Source organism: Bradyrhizobium sp. LA6.1 (assembly GCF_040547805.1).
Classification (GTDB): Bacteria; Pseudomonadota; Alphaproteobacteria; order Rhizobiales; family Xanthobacteraceae; genus Bradyrhizobium; species Bradyrhizobium barranii.
This window is the reverse complement of record NZ_JBEPQK010000024.1, coordinates 33,493-51,211: the sequence shown is the minus strand read 5'-3', so window position 1 is coordinate 51,211 and position 17,719 is coordinate 33,493. Positions and strand designations below refer to the sequence as shown.

The following is a 17,719-nucleotide window of genomic DNA, read 5'->3' as shown; positions in this document are numbered from 1 at the left end:
TCATCTTCGCCCCGGATGCGGTCATGACCACCACCGACTTTGCCTTCGTTCTGCGCAGGCTGGGCCTTGCTGCCGCCCTCATCTGCGTCCTCCTGAGCCTGACCGTGTTCGCGGTCCTGCTAATCGTGGAGCACGAACCGGTCGGGCAGGCTGCCGCGCACGCTCTGCCGCTCATGGTGTATGCGCTGTTCGGCCTGTTCGGCGCTGCAATGACACGGCTGATCGGGCGTCGAACCCACTAACCGGACATTGTGCCGCAGCGATTCGTGACCAGCCCCGGGCCAGCTCCGGCCCCAGCCCACCTTCCGCCCGCGCAAGCCCTCGTATATGAGAGATTTGCCGCCTGATAGGTCCGAATATTGCCGGATACGGAACGCAAGGTGGCTGCGAATTCTTAATTCAAAGATCGCAATCTGACGTGATCGACGTAAGGCGCGGACTGGTACTGGACCGGGGAATGGCATGAAAGACCTGATGACGACGGCGCAATCCACCATGGCGATGCGGCGTTGGCGGCCCCCCGGACTTGTTGCGCTCGCAACGGCCGTTGCCCTGACGGCGCTGAGCGGAAGCGCCGAGGCGGCCAAGCAGGCCCGCCAGCCGGCCGAGGCGGTGGCGCCGCGCGAGGCCGGCGAGCCGATCATGGCGATCGTGTCGATCAAGAGCCAGCAGGTCACTTTCTACGATTCCGACGGCTGGATCCTGCGTGCACCGGTGTCGACCGGCACCACCGGGCGCGAGACGCCGGCCGGCGTCTTCGCCATCGTCGAGAAGGACAAGGACCACCGCTCGACCATGTATGACGATGCCTGGATGCCCAACATGCAGCGCATCACCTGGAACGGCATCGCGCTGCATGGCGGGCCGCTGCCCGGCTATGCCGCTTCGCACGGCTGCGTGCGGATGCCCTTCGGCTTTGCCGAGGGCCTGTTCGACAAAACCAACATCGGCATGCGCGTGATCATCTCGCCGAACGACGCGGCCCCGATCGATTTCACTCATCCCTCGCTGTTCGTGCCGAAGCGCGAGGCCATCGCGGCCGTGCCGAACCGGTCCGACAAGCTCTCCGCTGAAGCCGAGGAGGCGATCCAGGCTGCCGCCGAGGCCAAGAAGGCTGCGGCCGCGGCCGCGAAGGAGGCCGCGTCGCTTCCCGCATCGCTGCGCAAGCTGGAACAGCAGAAGGCCAAGGCCGACGCCGAGCTCGCTTTCGCCGACAAGAAGATCGCGGCCGCCAAGACCGATCAAGCGCGGGCGCAGGCCGAGGAGCTGAAGCAGAAGGTTGCGACCAAGGCCGCCGACGCTGCGTCGGGGCTCGATGCCGCCAAGGCCGCCGCGCAGCCGAAGCGCGACGCCGTTGCCGCCACCAAGGAGGCGGCAAAGGTCGCGGCAACCAGGAAGGCCGATGCCGTGACGGCTGCGACCGACGCCAAGCTCGCGCTTGAGCCGGTGTCCGTCTACATCAGCCGCGCGACGCAGAAGCTCTACGTGCGGCGGAACACGCACAAGCCGGCGCCGGATGGCGGCGGCGAAGTGTTCGACACCAGCATCGAGGTGCCCGTCACCATCCGCAATCCCGACCAGCCGCTCGGCACGCATATCTTCACCGCGATGGCGAAGGCCGATACCGGCCTGCGCTGGAGCGTGGTCACGATCGAGAACGGCGACGACGCCAAGGACGCGCTCGATCGCATCACCATTCCGCAGGACGTCTGGGATCGCATCGGGCCGACGGCATTGCCGCGTTCGTCGATCGTGATTTCGGACGAGCCGCTGAGTGCCGAGACCAACTACCGCACCGAGTTCGTCGCGGTGCTGAGCAATCATCCGCAGGGCGGCTTCATCACCCGCAAGCCGACCGCGCCGCCGCCGATGGAAATGGCAAGCGATGACAGCTGGGGCAATGGCGGCAACGGCTTCGGCTTCTTCTTCCAGCAGCAGCCGAACCCGCAGCCCGTCAATCCGCGCCGCCGCGGCCAGTATCAGTATTATCAGCCGGCGCAGCCGATGCAGCGGGGCTTCTGGTAGGACGCGGCACGCAGCGTCCGTATGATCTCATCTGAGATCCGCCACCGCCGCACCAAGCCGCAACTCGATGTCGGAACGCCGCTGCAATCCGCGTTCCAGCAGAGACGCGGCCCGCGCCCGCGTCGCCGGATGAGTAGCCGAGGTGAAGAAGGCCTTTAGCGCCGGCGGGAAGACGCTGTCCGCCGGCAGTGTCACGTCATTCATGAGCGCCTTGGCGCCAACCAGCGCATGCTTCTCGAATGAGGCCATCCGGCGAGCGAAGGCCTCGACGAACGCCTCGATCTCCGCGTCGGGCAGCGCGCGGTTGACGTAACCGTAACGCTCGGCGAGCTTGGCCGAAAAATCATCTGCGCCCAGGATCACCTCGAGGCCGCGCCCGCGCCCCATCAGGCCTGCGAGCCGCGCCATGGGATTTCCGCCGGGGACCGATCCGAGGCCGACCTCGAACTGTCCGAGAATGCCCCGTTCGATGCTGGCGAAGCGCATGTCGCAGGCCAGGACAAATTCGCTTCCCGCGCCGCGTGCACGGCCGCGGATTTCAGCGATGGAGGCGACCGGCGCGCGCGCCAGTCGTACGAGCACGTCGATCCAGGGATGCATGCCGGTCGGGCCGGGCGGCATCGCCGCCACTTTCGCCTTGTCGGCGAGCACGTCCCAATGCGCCAGGAAGAAATCCGGGTCCGCACTTCGAAACACCACGACCTTGACGTCCGCATCGCTCTCCAGCGCCGTGAGCAGCTCCTGGAGCTCGCCGATCGTGTCGGGGTCGATCAGATTGATCGGCGGATTGTTGAAGGTCGCGATCCATAGGCCGGAGTACGGCCTGTCGATGATGATCTGTCGGGTCATGGGAGTCTCCTTGTTTTTCGGCTTCACTGAATCACCTCGTCGGCGCGTGCGAGCAGGCTCGCCGGGATATCGAGCCCCGCCGCGCCGGCGGCCTTTGCGTTGATGACGAACTCGAACGTCGTCGGTTGGACGACAGGCAGGTCGGACGGCGAGGTGCCTTTGAGGATCTGGCCGGCATAAAGTCCGATTTGCCGGTAGCCGTCGGGCGGGGAGACGCCGTAGCTCATCAAGGCGCCCTGAACGGCGTATTCGCGGAATTGGTGGATCGCCGGAAGGCGTCCCTGTGCCTCGAAAGCCACGATGTGCTTTCCTCGCGTGTCGAAGAACGGGGACGCGCAAACGAGCAGGCCTTCGGCGCCCACGATCTTCAGTCGCTCGAAGGCAATCGCGAGATCGTCGTCGCTGCTCGCGTACACGATCTCGACGGGCTGATCGATGTCCTCCGCGGCCTGCGTGATCTCGAGGATTTGCGTTCCGGACTCCTGAAATTCGCGGTCAATGAGAACGCCGAGCACTTTTGCGCGAGGCAATAGCTCGTGCAGGATTCCGAGCCGCTTGGCCTCCAGCTCCGTGGCCAGCAGGCTCACGCCGGTCATGTTGCCGCCGGGCCGGTTCATGCTTCTGACGAGACCGATCTTCACGGGATCTCCGCCGACAGAGAAGACGGTCGGGATGTCGGCCGATGCGGCCTTGGCCGCGAGCGCGGACGGCTCACCACCGGCCGCGATCAGCACGGATGGATTGAGCCTGACGATCTCGGCCGCCAGCGCCGGAAGCCTTTCATAGTCGCCTTCGGCCCAGCGGTAGGCGATCGTCGCGTCCTGGCCTTCGACGTAGCCGGCCTCGGTGAGCCCCTTGCGAAAGGCGGCGAGGATGCGGGCCGAATCGTCTGGCGTCCGGCTGCTCATGAAGCCGATGACAGGCTTGCCGTGCTCCTCCTTCGCAAAGGACGGCCACAATGCAAACCCGGCGAAAATTCCAAGAAAATCGCGGCGTCTCATGATCGAGCCTCCAGATTTGGTTCTGAGCTGCTCTTGCCTCGTCGGATCCGGCCAGGCTGCATGGCGTGGTTGCCCGTCCGGATCCTTCGTATCGGTTGGGCCCGACTAGGCAGCGACCACTGCGGACGGGTCCGACGCCAACACCTCGACGATCTCCTTCGTGGTCACGATGGCGCTGGCGTAGTTCGGCATGTTGATCTCGAGTGCGGCATGCATCATCTCGTCGGAGTAGTCGGCGACGGCGTCCTTGACGACCGTGACGTCGTAGCCGAGCTCGGCGGCGAAACGGACGGTCGCTTCGATGCAGGTGTGCGCGATCAGCCCGATGACGATGAGACGCTGGATGCCGTGCCGTTTGAGCTGGAGATCCAGGTCGGTGTTGGCGAAGCCGCTGGAGCACCAATGTTCGCCGGCGACGATTTCGCCGGGCTCAGGCACGAACTCGGCGCGGAATTCGCCACCCCAGGTGCCAAACTCGAAGCTCTTGGCCTTCCACGCCCTCCGCTGGACCGGCGCGACGTACTTCCAGGATTCGTAGTCGCCGGGGCGGTAGCGGTGATGCATGGCATAGAAGACCCGAAGCTTCGCATCGCGCGCGGCATGCAGAACCTGCTGCATGTGCGGAACGCAATTGTTCGCTTCGGCCACGGCCTTGATCCGTGGCCAGATCTTGCCACCCTCCGAAATGAAATCGTTGTAGGGATCGACCACGAGAAGGGCGGTGATGCTCTTGTCGTAGGAAGAAAGTGTCATGGAACTCTCCATTGTGACGATGCAGCCGCGATTGTCAGGCGTTCGCTAGCGCAGCGCGTTCGATGCTGGCGGCGAACAGCGGTGTTTCGCTCTGATTGTGGGCGATCGAAGCGGGCTGGCGCTGCGCACGGAACAGGTCGAACGGGATGCCCTGCTTGCCGATGAAGGCCATGAACTCGTCGGTCGCGTGCGACCGGACGCGGTTGGTGAACTCGCACTTGCCGGGTTCCATTTCCTTGACGCTCAATTCCCAGGTGACGTGAATGGTCGTGCGTCCGGTGGGTGTGAAGACGTCGGAGGTCGAATCGAGGATCAGATGGTCCTTCTCGCCGAGAGTCTCGACGTAGTGCTGTACCATCAGGCTGCCGCCGATGGTCTCGACGTTGATGGACATCCGCTTGCCGTCCGGCGCAGTCGTGAAGCCGGCGGCGATGTGCGCCGGCGAGCAGCCCTGATATTCACGTTCGGACAGGTTGAAGCACCACTCGGGAATGTTGATCTTGTCCTTCGGGGCATTGATGATGGCGGTGAAGCTGGAATCGACGATCTGGTTGCTGGTCATGTCTCAATCTCCTCGTTGCGTTGCGCGCCGTTGACGTGCTCGAGACTTCACGGCCCCGTGTTCTGACCTGCGTGGCGCATTCGCAGATCTTTTGAACGGGTCGATTGGCCGCTCGTCCTGTAGCTAGATTGGTGCGGACGATCGGAATTTGCTCGTTATGGATTGTTATGGATCGTTAGCCCCTCACGGAGCCGCGAGCAGCCTGCGCCAAACGAGCCGGCGGCGCCTTCCCGGCGGTCGGCAGGCCGAGTGTTAGAGGCTGCGAGATTTTGTTATGAGCGGCGGTCTCAGCGGCGATGCCGCGGGCTCTTCCGTCCCGGCCAAACGGGTCCCGCACAGAATGTCGGAGAACTTACAAGCCATTGTCGCTCAAGACGAAAATGCGGGCGCCATTGCTGCGCAAAACGGCGGGCCGCCATGTCGGGACGTGGCGCCGCAGCACTACTCTTTGCCCCGGAGATCGGATATCACGATCAGTACAAAGCCGGTCTCCACCGCCATTCCGCGATCAGCCAATTGTAGCGCGCGACGCAAGAATACGCCGATAGATGCCAACAGCGCAGAACACGGAGATTATTTCGTTCGGTTCGTTCCGTCTGAATCTGACCGAACGGGTGCTGACCCGGAACAGCGAGCACGTGGAGCTTAAGGGGCGGGCCTACGATCTCCTGGTCGCACTGCTATCGCGGCCCAACGAATTGATCAGCAAAGCCGAGCTTCTGCGTCAGGTCTGGCCTGGCTTGGTCGTCGAAGAAGGTGCCTTGCGTTTTCATATGACCAACCTTCGCAGGGCGCTCGGTGAGGGCGGCGAAGGCAGCCGCTACATCGTGACCTCCTCCGGGCGGGGTTATACTTTCGTTGCCCAGGTTGCCCGCTCGGTCGATCAAGAACCGCAAGCAGCCGCCGCGCCGTCCTTTCAACAAGCCAATCTGCCGGTGCGCCTTCCGATGATCGACCGCGAGGTCGAGATCGAGGAAATCCCCGCGCGACTGAAGGCGACACGCTTTGTGACGATCGTAGGGGCCGGCGGCGTTGGCAAGACGACGCTCGCGATCGCCGTCGGACACCGGTTGATGCAGAGTTTCGATGGGGCGGTGCTCTTTGTCGATTTCAGCATGGTCAGCGATCCGGCACTGGTCGGTACGGTCGTTGCCTCCCTTCTCGGATTGTCGGTGCAATCCAGCGACGCGACACCCAGCATCGTCGCCTATCTCCGAGACAAGCGGATATTGCTGATCCTCGATACCTGCGAACATCTGGTCGAACCTGTCGCCGCGTTCGCATCGTCGGTGTTCGCGACTGCGCCAAACGTTCACATTCTCGCGACGAGCCGCGAAGCGCTTCAGGCCGATGGAGAGAATGTCTACCGTCTCGACACTTTGGCCTGTCCGCCCGAGGGTGCTGACTTGACGGCAGAAATTGCCAGGGCATTTCCGGCCATCCAACTTTTCGTTGAGCGAGCCCGCGCGAGCGGCGCCCAGCTGCAGTTCAGCGACGACGAGGCGCCCATCGTTGCCAACATGTGCCGCAAGCTTGACGGCGTGGCGCTTGCCATCGAGCTCGCGGCCCGCCGTGTCGAGAGCTATGGCGTGCATGGGACAGCCTCGCTGCTGGACCAGAGGCTTGGGCTGTCCTGGCTTGGACCGAGGAGCGCGCCGCCCCGCCAGAGGACGCTGCATGCGACGCTAGACTGGAGTTTTGGCCTTCTCTCCGATCTGGAGCGAATAGTTCTCCGCCGGCTTGCCGCCTTCGTCGGGCACTTCACGCTCGATGCCGTGATCTCCGTCTGCGGACGCGATGTCGGCGAGAGGGATATTCTCGGCGCGATTGACAGTCTTATCGCGAAATCGATGGTCGCGACGCGTCCGGTCGGAACCATGATGAGCTACCGTCTCTTGGATACAACGCGTGCCTACGCGCGGGACATTCAGATCGCCGAGGACGAAGCCCATGACCTCGCAGTCCGGCATGCGACTTACTACCGCAATTGGCTGGAACAGCGGGGCCGCGACTGGTCGACCTTCGCGAGCGGAGCGGAACGAGCGTTGCACTTCGCCAGCATGAACAACGTGCGTGCGGCGCTCGAATGGTGTTTTGGAGAGCGCGGAGAGATCAGGCTCGGGATTCAACTCGCCGCGGCGGCCGTTGACGTCTTCCTGGCGATGTCCCTACTTGCAGAGTGTCACCGCTGGTCCCAGCGTGCACTGATCGCGCTCGACGCGGCCACCGTCGGGAGTTCCGATGAGATGCGGCTCCAGGCCGGCCTTGGGGTCTCCTCGTCGCAGATGTACGGGGAGAGCGACGCCGTCAATGACACCCTGAACAGGAGCCTCGCGATTGCCGAAGCGCGGGGCGATACGGCGTACGAGGCCGGACTGCTCAACATGCAGTACATCTTCCACGGCCGCAGCGGGCATTTCAGGATCTTGCTCGACTACGCCCAGCGGTGCCACGGGCTCGCCGAAAGATCCGGCGATCTTGCGATCAGAACGCTGGCTCATTCCGCCCTCGGCATGGCCTTGCAGTTTTCAGGCGATCTCGCTGGCTCGCGCCGCGAGCTCGAGTCCCTGATGGGGGTCCTGTCGCACGCTCAGCAGGGCTCCGTCTTGTTGGGCTACGATCCGCACTACCGGTCGATCGTCGCGCTGGCGCGAACGCTCTGGCTGCACGGCTATCCGGATCGGGCGGCGGATCGCGCGAGAGAGGCGGTCAAGGCCTCGGAGGCCATGGGGCATTCGGCTGCGCTGGCTCTGGTGCTGGCCGGCGCGGGAACAGTCTTCCTCTGGCGCGGCGATCTTGACGCCGCCCAGCACTACATCGATCGCTCTTATTCGCTGGCTGAGGCAAACGCCATGGGACCGCTGATGGCGATCGGGCGTTGCCGCAAGGCCGAGCTGACAATCCGGCGAGGAGATGTGAGGCAAGGCGTCGACGATCTGCGGGCCGGCCTCAAGCCGATTCACGCGGCGCGCCACGAACTGCTCACCACCGAGTTCAACATGGAGCTTGCGCTGGGCTTGCTCACGCTCGGGCAAGCCGGGGATGGGCTCCCTCTCGTCGATGCGGCGATCGATCGGGTGAACGGGAGTGGTGAGCTGTTCCAGATGCCGGAATTGCTCCGCGTGAAGGGCAAGCTGCTCAGTGCGACGCCGGGCGCGAGCCGAGAGGAGGCAGAAGCGTGCTTCCAGCAATCAGTCGACCTGGCGCGCGCAGGGCGCACGGTCCTGGGAACTGCGCGCGGCAACGGATCTGGCGGCGCTCATGGCCGAGACCAAACGACGCGATAGCGCGAAACGGCTGCTTCGAGACGTATACGGTCGATTCTCCGAGGGCTTTGAAACAGCAGATCTCAAGCTTGCTGCCAATCTGCTAGCTACGCTGGCGTAGCAGCTCCCGCACCAACTACCGCGCCTCGATCACGATCGCCTGAATCTTGCCTTCGACCGTTCCGGACCCATGGCGCGATCGGAGCGCCTCGGCGACGAGGTCGGTCGCTGCCTGAAGCTTGCTGGCATCCCTGGCCTCGATCTCGCTGCGCAGCGGCGTGCCCTGGCAGAGCGCGATCGCGACATACTCGGCCGACGGCGCGCGGCTCACCGCAGCAAGCGTTTGGATCGAGATGTGGCGGAAGCCCGCTTGTTCCAGATCGGCTCTGATAATGGCCTTGTCGTGATAGCCATGCGGCGTCCGCACCATGAAACGGGGCGGATCATCGGGAAACATTTTTCCGAGCGCGGCGGTGGCGTCGTCAGCGAACACGTTCTCCTCGATGCGGTCCCAGACGTTGAATACGAACGTGCCTTCCGGTCGCAACACCCGCTTTGCCTCGGCATAGCCTTTGACGCGGTCGGGAAAGAACATGACACCGAACTGGCAGCAGACCGCGTCGAACGCGGCTTCGTCAAAGGGCAGGGCGGTGGCATCCGCCTGACGCCATGTCATGCGCGGGTCCTCACCCTGGCGCTGCGCCGCGATCGCGAGCATCGGCTCGTTGAGATCGGTTGCGACGTAACGGATGCCGGGAGGCAGCGCCGCGGTCACGGCCCGCGTAACGGCGCCGGTACCTGCCGCGGTTTCCAGTATCGTCGACGGGGAAAGAGCCGCGATACGCTTCGCGATGTCGGCGGCGTAGTGGGCAAAGATCAGCGGGACGAGATACTCGTCGTAGATTTTCGGAATCGAGCCGGCGAAAACCTTGTCAGTGTTGGACATGCTTGCCTCGCTGAAGGTTCGGACACGAGGTTCATGCTACCATGGATCGCGGTCGTACCGCATCTGCGGCCTCTTCCGGTCGCAACCCGGCGGTCGGATTTTAAGGTTTCGCTCCGCCGACTTCGCGGATCGGCCGCGTCCCGTCCCAGGTCATCGCCGCCTGCCGGACCTTCTCGAAGAACGGCCCCTTGGTGCCGCTGATGTCGGAGATTTCGATGATGGTTCCTGGATGGGCCTGGGTGTCGAAATAGGCAAAGCGTCCCTTTTCTCCGCCGATCTGGCCTTCATGGCCTATCCTGTAGCCGAGCCCGAGTGCCTTGTCGTAGAGCGCCTGGTAGTCGTGGCTCCAGTAGGACATGTGCTGGAGGCCCTCGTGGCCGGCGTCGAGGAATTCCCTGTACAGCGAGGGCGCATCGTTGCGCTGCTGGATCAGCTCGATCTGGAGATCGCCGGAATTGGCCAGCGCAATGCTCATCTCGACCGCGGAGTCCTGGCCGCGATGGCGGAACCAGTCGGTCTTGACGCGGTCCATGTAGTACCAGGGGCCTACGCCCATCACCTCGATCCAGTGCTTCATCGCGGCCTGGATGTCCCGCACGACGTATCCGTTCTGGCGCACCGCGCCGAAAATGCGGCTCATGCCCGCGCTCCCTTCTGATCGCTCGCGATCGTCACTTGACCTCGATGCCTGCGTCCCTGGCAACCTGCTTCCAGGCCGCGATGTCGCGGGCGTTGATGTCGCGCTGCTCGTCGCCCGGCACGTATTGCGGCGTGATGCCGAGCCCCAAAAGCTTCTCCTTCACTTCGGCATCGCCCAGCGCGTCCTTCAACGCCGCCGACAATTTCTGTGCGATCGGCGGCGCGAGGCCGGCGGGACCATACATCGCCCAGGACAGGCTGCGTTCGAACGGCACGCCCTGTTCCTTGTAGGTTGCGACGTCAGGCAGGCTCGGCGAGCGCTCGCCGCAGGCGGCCAGCGCCTTGATAGAGCCGTCCTTCACCAGCGGCGTTGCGGTTGCCATGTCCAGCGTTGCAAGCGAGATGTGGCCGCCAAGCAGGTCGCCCGCGAGTTTGGCGATGCCGTTGAACGGCACGTGATCCATCTTGATGCCGGTCTGCTGCATCAGGATTTCCGCGCAGAACTGCCCGGTCGACCCGATGCCCCAGCTGCCGTACTGGATCGGCTCGCCCTTCTTGGAAAGCGCGATCAGGCTCTTGATGTCATTGGCGGGAAAATCCCTGGTCGCCACCAGCATGATCGAGGACGTCCCGATACGCCCGATCGTCGTAAAATCCTTGATCGAATCGTAGGGCAGTTTTGGATAGATCGCCGGCGCCAGCACATGCGTGGTCATCCCGCCGACGGTGATGGTGTAGCCGTCGTTCGGCGACGCCGCGACCATCTGCGTGCCGAGTGTGCCGGCAGCACCCGTGTGGTTCTCGATATAGACGCCCTGTCCCAGCGTCTTGCCCATCTTGTCGGCGAGCAAGCGGCCGATCACGTCGCCGCCGCCGCCGGCCGCATAGGGCAGAAGCATTTTGATCTTGTGGGTGGGGTAGGCGGCAGGATCCTCGGCGTGTGCCGGCAGCGCCGCCGACAGCAATGCGAGCAACGACAGCGTGACGGTGCGCAGCTTCATGATGGTTTCCCCTAATCCTCGAAACGAAATCTGTAGGCCTCGCCGTGCCGGATCACGCGACCCGCAGTCGGCGCCGGAAAATGGCCGGTGAGCAGATAGCTCGGCGTGTCCGCAAGTTCTTCCAGCAGCGCCATCCGTGTTGCGACCGCGGCGGCCGGATCGACGTCGGCGGCGTTCGACAGCCACGGCGCCGCGCACTGGATGGGATGGTGGATGACGTCGCCGGACATCACCGCGTGATCGTGGCCGCCATTGAGGTGGATCTGCATGTTGCCGGCGGTATGGCCCGGTGCCGGCGCGAAGCGCAAGCCTGCGTCGCGATCGGCGAACAGGCGATGATCGGTCTCGACGAACTCGGCGAGGCCCGCCGCGACCACCGGCAGCACGGAATCCTCGAACGAGCCGTGGTTCACGGGGTTCTTCGGCGCCGCATTGTGCGCGGCTTCGAAGTGTCGATATTCGGCGCGCCCCATCAGATAGCGCGCATTGGGGAAGGTCGGCACCCAGCGGCCGTCCACGAGGCGCGTGTTCCAGCCGACGTGGTCGACATGCAGATGCGTGCACATCACGAAGTCGACCTCTTCTGGGGCAACGCCCAGCGCCTGCATGTTGTCGAGATAAGGCCGGTTGAGGTTGTCCCACACCGGCACGCGCGGCCGCGGCTTGTGATTGCCGCAGCAGGTGTCGACGATGGCGGTCCAGCGCGGCGTGCGCACGAGATAGGAGTGGTGGCTGAGGATGAAGCGTCCGGTCTCCGGTTCGATACAGCGGTGATCGAGCCAGCTCCGGTTCTCCGCGATCACTTCGTCGGTGACGTTGGCGAACAGCCAGGTCTTCTCGAAGGCAAGCGAAGGGATCTCGCTGACGAGATCGACCCGCATGCTGCCGATCCTGACTTGCCGCATGGGCTCAGTTCTTCAGGAGGTCGCCGAACGGCACCCAGCGCGTGCCGTCGAAGCGGATGAGCTGGAGGCTCGTCATCGGCGTGTAATGCTCGGGCGAATTGTTCACCGCGGTACCGTTGATCAGCATCGGCAGGCGCACGTCCTTCATGGTCGTTGCCTGCTTCATCACATTGGCGCGGGTGAGGTCGTTTCCGGATGCCTTCAGCACCGTCACCAGCGTCTGCGCGATAGTGTAGCCGTAGACGTTGAGCCAGTCGCTCTTGTTGGCGTCCGGCAGGTACTTGTCCATGAACGCCAGCCATTCCTTATAGCCCGCGTCGTCCTTCGAGGCCGGGTCGGTCGCATCCTTCAGATACTGGCTGGAGATCACGCCGGTGGAATTGTCTTTGCCGGCCGGCTCCAGCACGCCGCTGATCGAGGCCGAGACATTGGAGATGATGGTGACAGGCTTCCAGCCGATCTCGCCGATCTTGCGGATCGCCTGCGCTGCAAATTTCGGCGTCGCCGCTACCAGCACCACGTCAGCGCCGGCGGTCTTCAGTTGCAGGATCTGCGTATCCACGGTCGGTGCCGAGGTCTCGTAAGCCGCGCGCGCAACGATCGCCTCGCCGCTGCCGAGCCCTTCCTCCAACGCCTTCAGATAATCCTTGCCGAGATCGTCGTTCTGGTAGAGCACGCCGATCTTCGCGTTGGCGTGGCTCGCCTTGATGTACTTCGCGTAGGCGATCGCCTCGTCGCGATAGGTCGGCTGCCAGCCGACGGTCCACGGAAAGTTCTTGGGATCGTCCCACTTCGCGGCGCCAGAGCCCAGGAAGAGCTGCGGCACCTTGCGGTCGTTGAGATATTTGTGCACGGCGCTGTTGGTCGGCGTGCCGACGCCGCCGAAGATCAGCAGCACCTCCTCGCTCTCGACCAGCCGCCGGGTCTGCTCCACCGTCTTCGGCGGGCTGTAGGCATCATCGGCGATGATCATCTGGATGCGCCGGCCGTTGACGCCGCCGTCGTCGTTCACCTTGCGGAAATAGGCCTCCGCCGATTTCGCGATCTGCGCGAAGGCGGACACCGGCCCGCTCAGCGGCGCGGTGGTGCCGATCTTGATGGTCTTGTCGTCGGCGCCGGGATCGTATTTCGCGCTTTGGGCCTGAACGGCACTGGCTGCGAGCAGCGGCAACAGGATGCAGGCCGCACGAAGGCGAAGGCGGGCAAAGCGCGCCATGAGGTCGTCTCCCCAAAATTGCTCTCCGCCTCTCATTGGAGCGGAGTTGAAACGCGAGAACAGCGCCCGAAGCGGACTTGCGGGGCCGCGACCGCTGCCGCCAGACTGGCGAAACGAACGATCGTTCGTACGGTTGACTAGCGAACGATCGTTCGTTAGTCAAGCCACATGGCTGTTCACACCTCCAGCGCGGCGGAAGCGGCTGCGCCCACGACCCGCGAGCGCATCCTCTCCGAAGCGCTCAATCTGTTCGCGCAGAGCGGCTATGGCGGCGCCTCGATGCGCGAGCTCGCGCGCCGTGTCGGCATCCGCGAGAGCAGCCTCTACAACCATTTCTCCGGCAAGGCCGCGATCCTCGAAGCGATCGTGGCCGAGCACGGCCCCGCCAGTTCGGCGAGCCGGTTGGAAGAGCCGCGCTACAAGCAGCTGGCGCGCCAGCCGGCCGCGTTCTGCCGTCAGTTTGCGCTTGATCTCGTCGAGCAATGGTCTGACCCGCGTGAGCACCAGTTCCAGAAAGTAATCACCGCCGAGCGTAACCGCGTGCCCGGCATCCGCGCCAAATTCGCCGACCATTTCTATGCGCGCGAGCAGAGCATGATGACGGATTACTTTCGCGGTTTTGCGCTCGCCGGCCTGGTCTCGACACCCGATCCGCGCGAGACCGCGCGGCTGTTCGCGGCCGGCCTGATCTACATCCGCCTCGAGCATTACGTGATGGGCGCAGCACCTTCGCCGCGGCCGAAGGTGATCGAGGCGATCGACCGCTATCTCGCCTTTTTCCTGTCGCTGATCGCGGCAGGCAATGGCGAAGACAACAAGAAACGAAAACCCAAGGGAGAAACGCGTGGCAAGGCTGCCCCTGATTGATCCGGAGACGACGAGCGGCGATATCCGCGCCTCGTTCGACCGCATGCCGGTCAAGCTCAACATCTTCCGCATGATGGCGCACGCCGAGGCCAACATGATCCCGGCGATGCGGCTCGGCAATTCGATCCTGCACAAGCAGAAGCTCTCAGCCGTCAACCGCGAGCTTTTGATCTTGCAGGCCGCCCAGCTCGAGGGCGGCGCCTATGAATGGCGCCAGCACGTGCCGATCGCGATCGGGGTCGGCTGCACGCAAGGACAGATCGATGCGGTCAAACGCACCGAATACGACTCTGCCGCATTGAGCGACGCGGAGCGAGCCTTGCTGAAATTCGGCCGCGAAATCGTGGAGAACGTCCGCGTGCCCGAGGCGACCTTCACTGCCGCGCGAAAGCATTTCAGCGATCAGGAGATCGTCGAAGCCATCGTCGCGCTCGGCTTCTATATGATGATGGCGCGCCTGACCGAGGCAACCGAAACCGATCTCGATCCCGCGGCCGGCATGAAGGTCTATGACGGCGGCAAGAAGTAGGGCGGCTGAGATGGCGGAAATCGATAGCAAGCCGGAGCGTTACGTCCGTCCACCAAGCGCGGAGTCATTGGGCGAAGCGCCGGGCAGGGGACGCCTGAAGGGACGCCGTATCCTGATCGTCGGCGGCGGCCAGCGCGTGTTCGACGCCGCCACCGATCCGATCGGCAATGGCCGCGCCATGAGCATTTTGTGCGCACGTGAGGGCGCGAAGGTGGCGGTGGCAGATCTCAACCGGACGTCCGCACAGCAGACCGTCAAGCACATCACCGACGAAGGCGGCGAGGGTTTTGCCATCACTGCCGACGTCACGTCGGAGCCTGACGTCGAGCGCATGATCGAGGAGGCGCATCGCGCGATGGGCGGCCTCGACGGCATGGTCCTGAACATCGGTACCTTCGGCAAGACCGGCCTCGATGCCGTCAGCCCCGAGGAATGGAACAGGATCTACGACGTCAACGTTCGCGGTCCCATGCTCTGTTGCCGCGCGGCGATGCCGAAATTCGACAATGGCGGCGCCATCGTCTTCATCTCCTCGATCGCCGCGCTGAAAGCGGGATCGCAGATGGCGGTATATGACTCTTCAAAAGCCGCGCTCGGCGGCTTGATGCGCAACATCGCCCATCTCGGCTCGCGCCGCGGCATCCGCGCCAATCTCGTCTATCCCGGCCTCGTCGACACCCCCAACGGCCGCGAAGCCGGCGCCGGCCGGCCCTCGCGTGGCAAGAGCCACGTCCCCTTCGGCCGCCAGGCCACCGCCTGGGAGATCGCCTATGCCGTGCTGTTCTTTCTGTCGGATGAAAGCGTCTACGTCACCGCACAGTCGCTCGCGGTGGATAGCGGCCTGAGCGGAATGTAAGACGCCAGCACAATCCGGCGGCGCGGAATTCGATGCCCCGGCGAGCAGAGTCTCTCTTCATTGCGGCGAGGACGCAATCTTCGGCGTTTGCGATTCGCTCATCTGCTCAAGTGCCTCCAGGACGGCCTCGCAGGCCTTCTCGGCTTCGGCGAAGGTACTGAAGGGGGAGCCGCCAAGCTTGATCGCGGACTTGTTTTCTTCAACGGGGCGCCATGAGGCAACCAGGCCGGGCTTTCCGTGAAGGCCAGGACCGGTGCGGTTTTCGTTACTGATCACGAACGAAAATCCGCCGCTGCACGCCATCCAGATTTCAAGTTCATGCACCGGAGTCTCGACGCGCGTAAAGTGCAGGGTCATGTCTCTCTCCAGAGTTTGCTCCGCAGAATGGGCCACGGGCGCAAGCCGTCAGTTGTGCGAATCCCGGATAGCCGCAAGGTCCGAGGTCTCTGATCCCTCGGCTTTCCATGCCGTCAAATCGCCCGGGAGCAGAATGGGATCGCTCTCAACCCGCCTGTTGCGGCTGACCCCTAAGCCAATGAGCCCGCCCAATACCAACGCGGAGCCTGCAATGATCAACCAGTACGGCAAGTCCAACACGGGCATTGCAATTCTCCCACTGAGAGGAGCGCGTTACGCAATTGCCTGGCCGAAGCGCGAGCGGATTACCTTTGGATAAGTGTCTGTATTATGCGGCGCTTCAAGCTTCGTGCAAGGTACCCAAAAGGGGTAGATTTCTGACCTAAATTGCCGCCGGCGGGGGCAAGGGGAAGCGGCCGCTCAGCTGGCCGAGGCCAGCTTCGGTCATCCGGGAGCACAGCCTCATCGCGCGAGCGGCCCCGGGATTGCGTTGCGATCCATCCGGGCTACGAACTCAGGTGCAAGCTCCGCACAATCGCGCGACGGGATGAAACTGCCGGGCAATTCTTGCAGCGTTGTGCGAAGTCCGCGCGCTACGACAAGGAAAGCCGGTAGGAATCAACGGCGCCGCCGCTGGCACACATCTTGCTGAACATTCTCCGCGCTTTGGAATGCACACAGGAATTCGCGCCGTGACCAACGTCAGCTACACCGTTCCGCCGAACTGGACCGCAGGCTCCGACAAGACAGGCGCGAGCAAGAACAAGAATCCGAACGATCCGAACATGCTGACGACGGGCGCCTATGGCAGCGCGTTCGAACTGTTGCTCGACAATCGAACCAACAGCGACGGCACCACCACGGAGACGCTGACCTACAAGAGCTACAGCGGCAAGACCAACGGCACGTTCTCGGCGACGGCCGAGACGGGGACGGGAGCCGATCTCGGCAGTGCCTACCAGGCCTTGCTCGCCACGCTTCAAGCCAATGGCGAGATGGACGACAAGACCGCCGCGCAGCTCGACGACGCCATGGGCAAGCTCGATACCCAATCCGAGAGCGGTGCCAAGGATGCCGAAGTGTCCGGCGGCGGCCTGCTGGTGCAGTCCGGCGGCCCGGTCTATTTCAACGGCATCTCGGCCTATCAGAACCAGTTCGTGGATTCGCTCGTCAACGAGCTGAGCACCAGGCTGAACCTCGACGCCAAGGCGTGACGGCAATTCATCGCTGGTGAAACCGGTTGGCAAAGCCGGCCCAACCCGCGCATGATGCGCGGGCGATCTCGGCCACATGCCTTCCCGGATAGATTCAAGACATGAAAACAACGCTGCTGAAGTCCGAAGACTACACCCGCTCGCCCTGGAAGAACGGCGGCGGCATCTTCACCGATATCGCGGATGCCCATCGCGCCGACGCGCCGGCGAAGGATTGGGACAGCCTGCTCTGGCGCTTTGCCTCCACGCCGATCGTGGCGCCCGGGCCCTTCTCCTACATGCCCGGCATCGACCGCCTGCAAATGGTCGTCGGTGGGCGCGGGCTGGTGCTGAAGTCGCCCAGCCAGGACTTCGACGAGCGTGAACCTTTTACGACGGTGCGCTTCACCGGCGAGATGGAGGTCGTGACCGCGCTCGAGGCGGGTCCCGTCGAGGTCGTCAACCTGATGGCCCGGCGCGGCGCGGCGGAGATCGAGCTGCTGGCACTCAGGGAACCCGGCGATCGGCCTTTGTTCGCCGGCACGCACCTGGTTTACGCGGTTTCCGGCGATTGCAGCATTCGTCTCAATAGCGAGGATATTGTCATCCCCGACGGCAGCACGCTGAAGGTCGAGCAGACCCAGGCGTCCAGATTGGGACTCGTCTCAGGGCTGGCGGTACTGGGATCGATTCAGCTCGTCGGCTAGATGGCAATCGCCCGGCGGATGCGCACAATCCGTGCACATGGCTAGGT

General features: G+C 63.8%; 18 protein-coding genes. 8 read left to right on the top strand and 10 right to left on the bottom strand.

The window, feature by feature from the left end; translation table 11 throughout:
• The first annotated feature begins 23 nt into the window (after positions 1–23).
• Positions 24–242: a hypothetical protein gene (locus tag ABIB99_RS38850; RefSeq protein WP_071916378.1), complete on the top strand. Its 219-nt coding sequence runs from the start codon at positions 24–26 to the stop codon at positions 240–242.
• A gap of 220 nt (positions 243–462) precedes the next feature.
• On the top strand, positions 463–2,025 hold the full coding sequence (locus ABIB99_RS38845) for a L,D-transpeptidase (protein WP_354181014.1): 1,563 nt from the start codon (positions 463–465) through the stop codon (positions 2,023–2,025).
• Positions 2,026–2,052: 27 nt separating this feature from the next.
• Here ABIB99_RS38845 and ABIB99_RS38840 read toward each other — a convergent pair whose 3' ends face one another.
• From ABIB99_RS38840 to ABIB99_RS38825, 4 genes are all read right to left on the bottom strand, one after another.
• On the bottom strand, positions 2,053–2,874 hold the full coding sequence (locus ABIB99_RS38840) for an enoyl-CoA hydratase/isomerase family protein (RefSeq protein WP_354181012.1): 822 nt from the start codon (positions 2,872–2,874) through the stop codon (positions 2,053–2,055).
• 23 nt (positions 2,875–2,897) lie between these two features.
• Positions 2,898–3,875, bottom strand: a complete 978-nt coding sequence (locus ABIB99_RS38835) for an ABC transporter substrate-binding protein (RefSeq protein WP_354181010.1) — start codon at positions 3,873–3,875, stop codon at positions 2,898–2,900.
• A gap of 105 nt (positions 3,876–3,980) precedes the next feature.
• Complete coding sequence (locus ABIB99_RS38830) at positions 3,981–4,628, bottom strand: cysteine hydrolase family protein (RefSeq protein WP_354181008.1); 648 nt, start codon at positions 4,626–4,628, stop codon at positions 3,981–3,983.
• 34 nt (positions 4,629–4,662) lie between these two features.
• Positions 4,663–5,190 carry a hypothetical protein gene (locus ABIB99_RS38825; protein WP_354181006.1) on the bottom strand — a complete coding sequence of 176 codons (528 nt, stop codon included), beginning with the start codon at positions 5,188–5,190 and terminating at the stop codon, positions 4,663–4,665.
• Between the two features lie 548 nt (positions 5,191–5,738).
• Between ABIB99_RS38825 and ABIB99_RS38820 the strand changes: the two genes are divergently transcribed.
• A complete protein-coding gene (locus tag ABIB99_RS38820) occupies positions 5,739–8,477 on the top strand; it encodes an ATP-binding protein (protein WP_354181004.1) in 2,739 nt (912 codons plus the stop codon).
• Between the two features lie 115 nt (positions 8,478–8,592).
• Here ABIB99_RS38820 and ABIB99_RS38815 read toward each other — a convergent pair whose 3' ends face one another.
• The 5 genes from ABIB99_RS38815 to ABIB99_RS38795 form a co-directional block, all read right to left on the bottom strand.
• Positions 8,593–9,402 carry a class I SAM-dependent methyltransferase gene (locus ABIB99_RS38815; RefSeq protein WP_354181002.1) on the bottom strand — a complete coding sequence of 270 codons (810 nt, stop codon included), beginning with the start codon at positions 9,400–9,402 and terminating at the stop codon, positions 8,593–8,595.
• Positions 9,403–9,502: 100 nt separating this feature from the next.
• Positions 9,503–10,042 (bottom strand): VOC family protein, encoded by a 540-nt coding sequence (locus tag ABIB99_RS38810; RefSeq protein WP_354181000.1) that lies wholly within the window; start codon positions 10,040–10,042, stop codon positions 9,503–9,505.
• A gap of 31 nt (positions 10,043–10,073) precedes the next feature.
• Positions 10,074–11,042, bottom strand: coding sequence for a Bug family tripartite tricarboxylate transporter substrate binding protein (locus ABIB99_RS38805; protein ID WP_354180998.1), 969 nt, complete (start codon positions 11,040–11,042; stop codon positions 10,074–10,076).
• Positions 11,043–11,053: 11 nt separating this feature from the next.
• A complete protein-coding gene (locus tag ABIB99_RS38800; protein WP_354180996.1) occupies positions 11,054–11,947 on the bottom strand; it encodes an MBL fold metallo-hydrolase in 894 nt (297 codons plus the stop codon).
• Between the two features lie 4 nt (positions 11,948–11,951).
• Positions 11,952–13,163: an ABC transporter substrate-binding protein gene (locus ABIB99_RS38795; protein WP_354180994.1), complete on the bottom strand. Its 1,212-nt coding sequence runs from the start codon at positions 13,161–13,163 to the stop codon at positions 11,952–11,954.
• A 168-nt stretch (positions 13,164–13,331) separates the two neighbouring features.
• On the opposite strand from ABIB99_RS38795, the gene ABIB99_RS38790 reads away from it, so the two are divergent.
• Genes ABIB99_RS38790 through ABIB99_RS38780 form a run of 3 tightly spaced genes read left to right on the top strand, consistent with a single transcriptional unit; the run spans position 13,332 to position 15,415 of the window.
• On the top strand, positions 13,332–14,030 hold the full coding sequence (locus tag ABIB99_RS38790) for a TetR/AcrR family transcriptional regulator (RefSeq protein ID WP_085403270.1): 699 nt from the start codon (positions 13,332–13,334) through the stop codon (positions 14,028–14,030).
• Positions 14,008–14,559 carry a carboxymuconolactone decarboxylase family protein gene (locus ABIB99_RS38785; protein WP_354180991.1) on the top strand — a complete coding sequence of 184 codons (552 nt, stop codon included), beginning with the start codon at positions 14,008–14,010 and terminating at the stop codon, positions 14,557–14,559. Before ABIB99_RS38790 ends, ABIB99_RS38785 begins: the two co-directional genes overlap by 23 nt.
• Positions 14,560–14,569: 10 nt before the next feature.
• Positions 14,570–15,415 (top strand): SDR family NAD(P)-dependent oxidoreductase, encoded by an 846-nt coding sequence (locus tag ABIB99_RS38780; protein ID WP_354180989.1) that lies wholly within the window; start codon positions 14,570–14,572, stop codon positions 15,413–15,415.
• Positions 15,416–15,472: 57 nt separating this feature from the next.
• Here ABIB99_RS38780 and ABIB99_RS38775 read toward each other — a convergent pair whose 3' ends face one another.
• Positions 15,473–15,772 (bottom strand): hypothetical protein, encoded by a 300-nt coding sequence (locus ABIB99_RS38775; RefSeq protein WP_085403273.1) that lies wholly within the window; start codon positions 15,770–15,772, stop codon positions 15,473–15,475.
• A gap of 692 nt (positions 15,773–16,464) precedes the next feature.
• Here ABIB99_RS38775 and ABIB99_RS38770 point away from each other — a divergent pair.
• The gene (locus ABIB99_RS38770) at positions 16,465–16,986 is read left to right on the top strand and encodes a hypothetical protein (protein WP_155795412.1); all 522 of its coding nucleotides are present in this window, start codon (positions 16,465–16,467) and stop codon (positions 16,984–16,986) included.
• Positions 16,987–17,087: 101 nt separating this feature from the next.
• The gene (locus tag ABIB99_RS38765) at positions 17,088–17,672 is read left to right on the top strand and encodes a HutD/Ves family protein (protein ID WP_354180987.1); all 585 of its coding nucleotides are present in this window, start codon (positions 17,088–17,090) and stop codon (positions 17,670–17,672) included.
• The last annotated feature ends 47 nt before the right edge of the window (positions 17,673–17,719 follow it).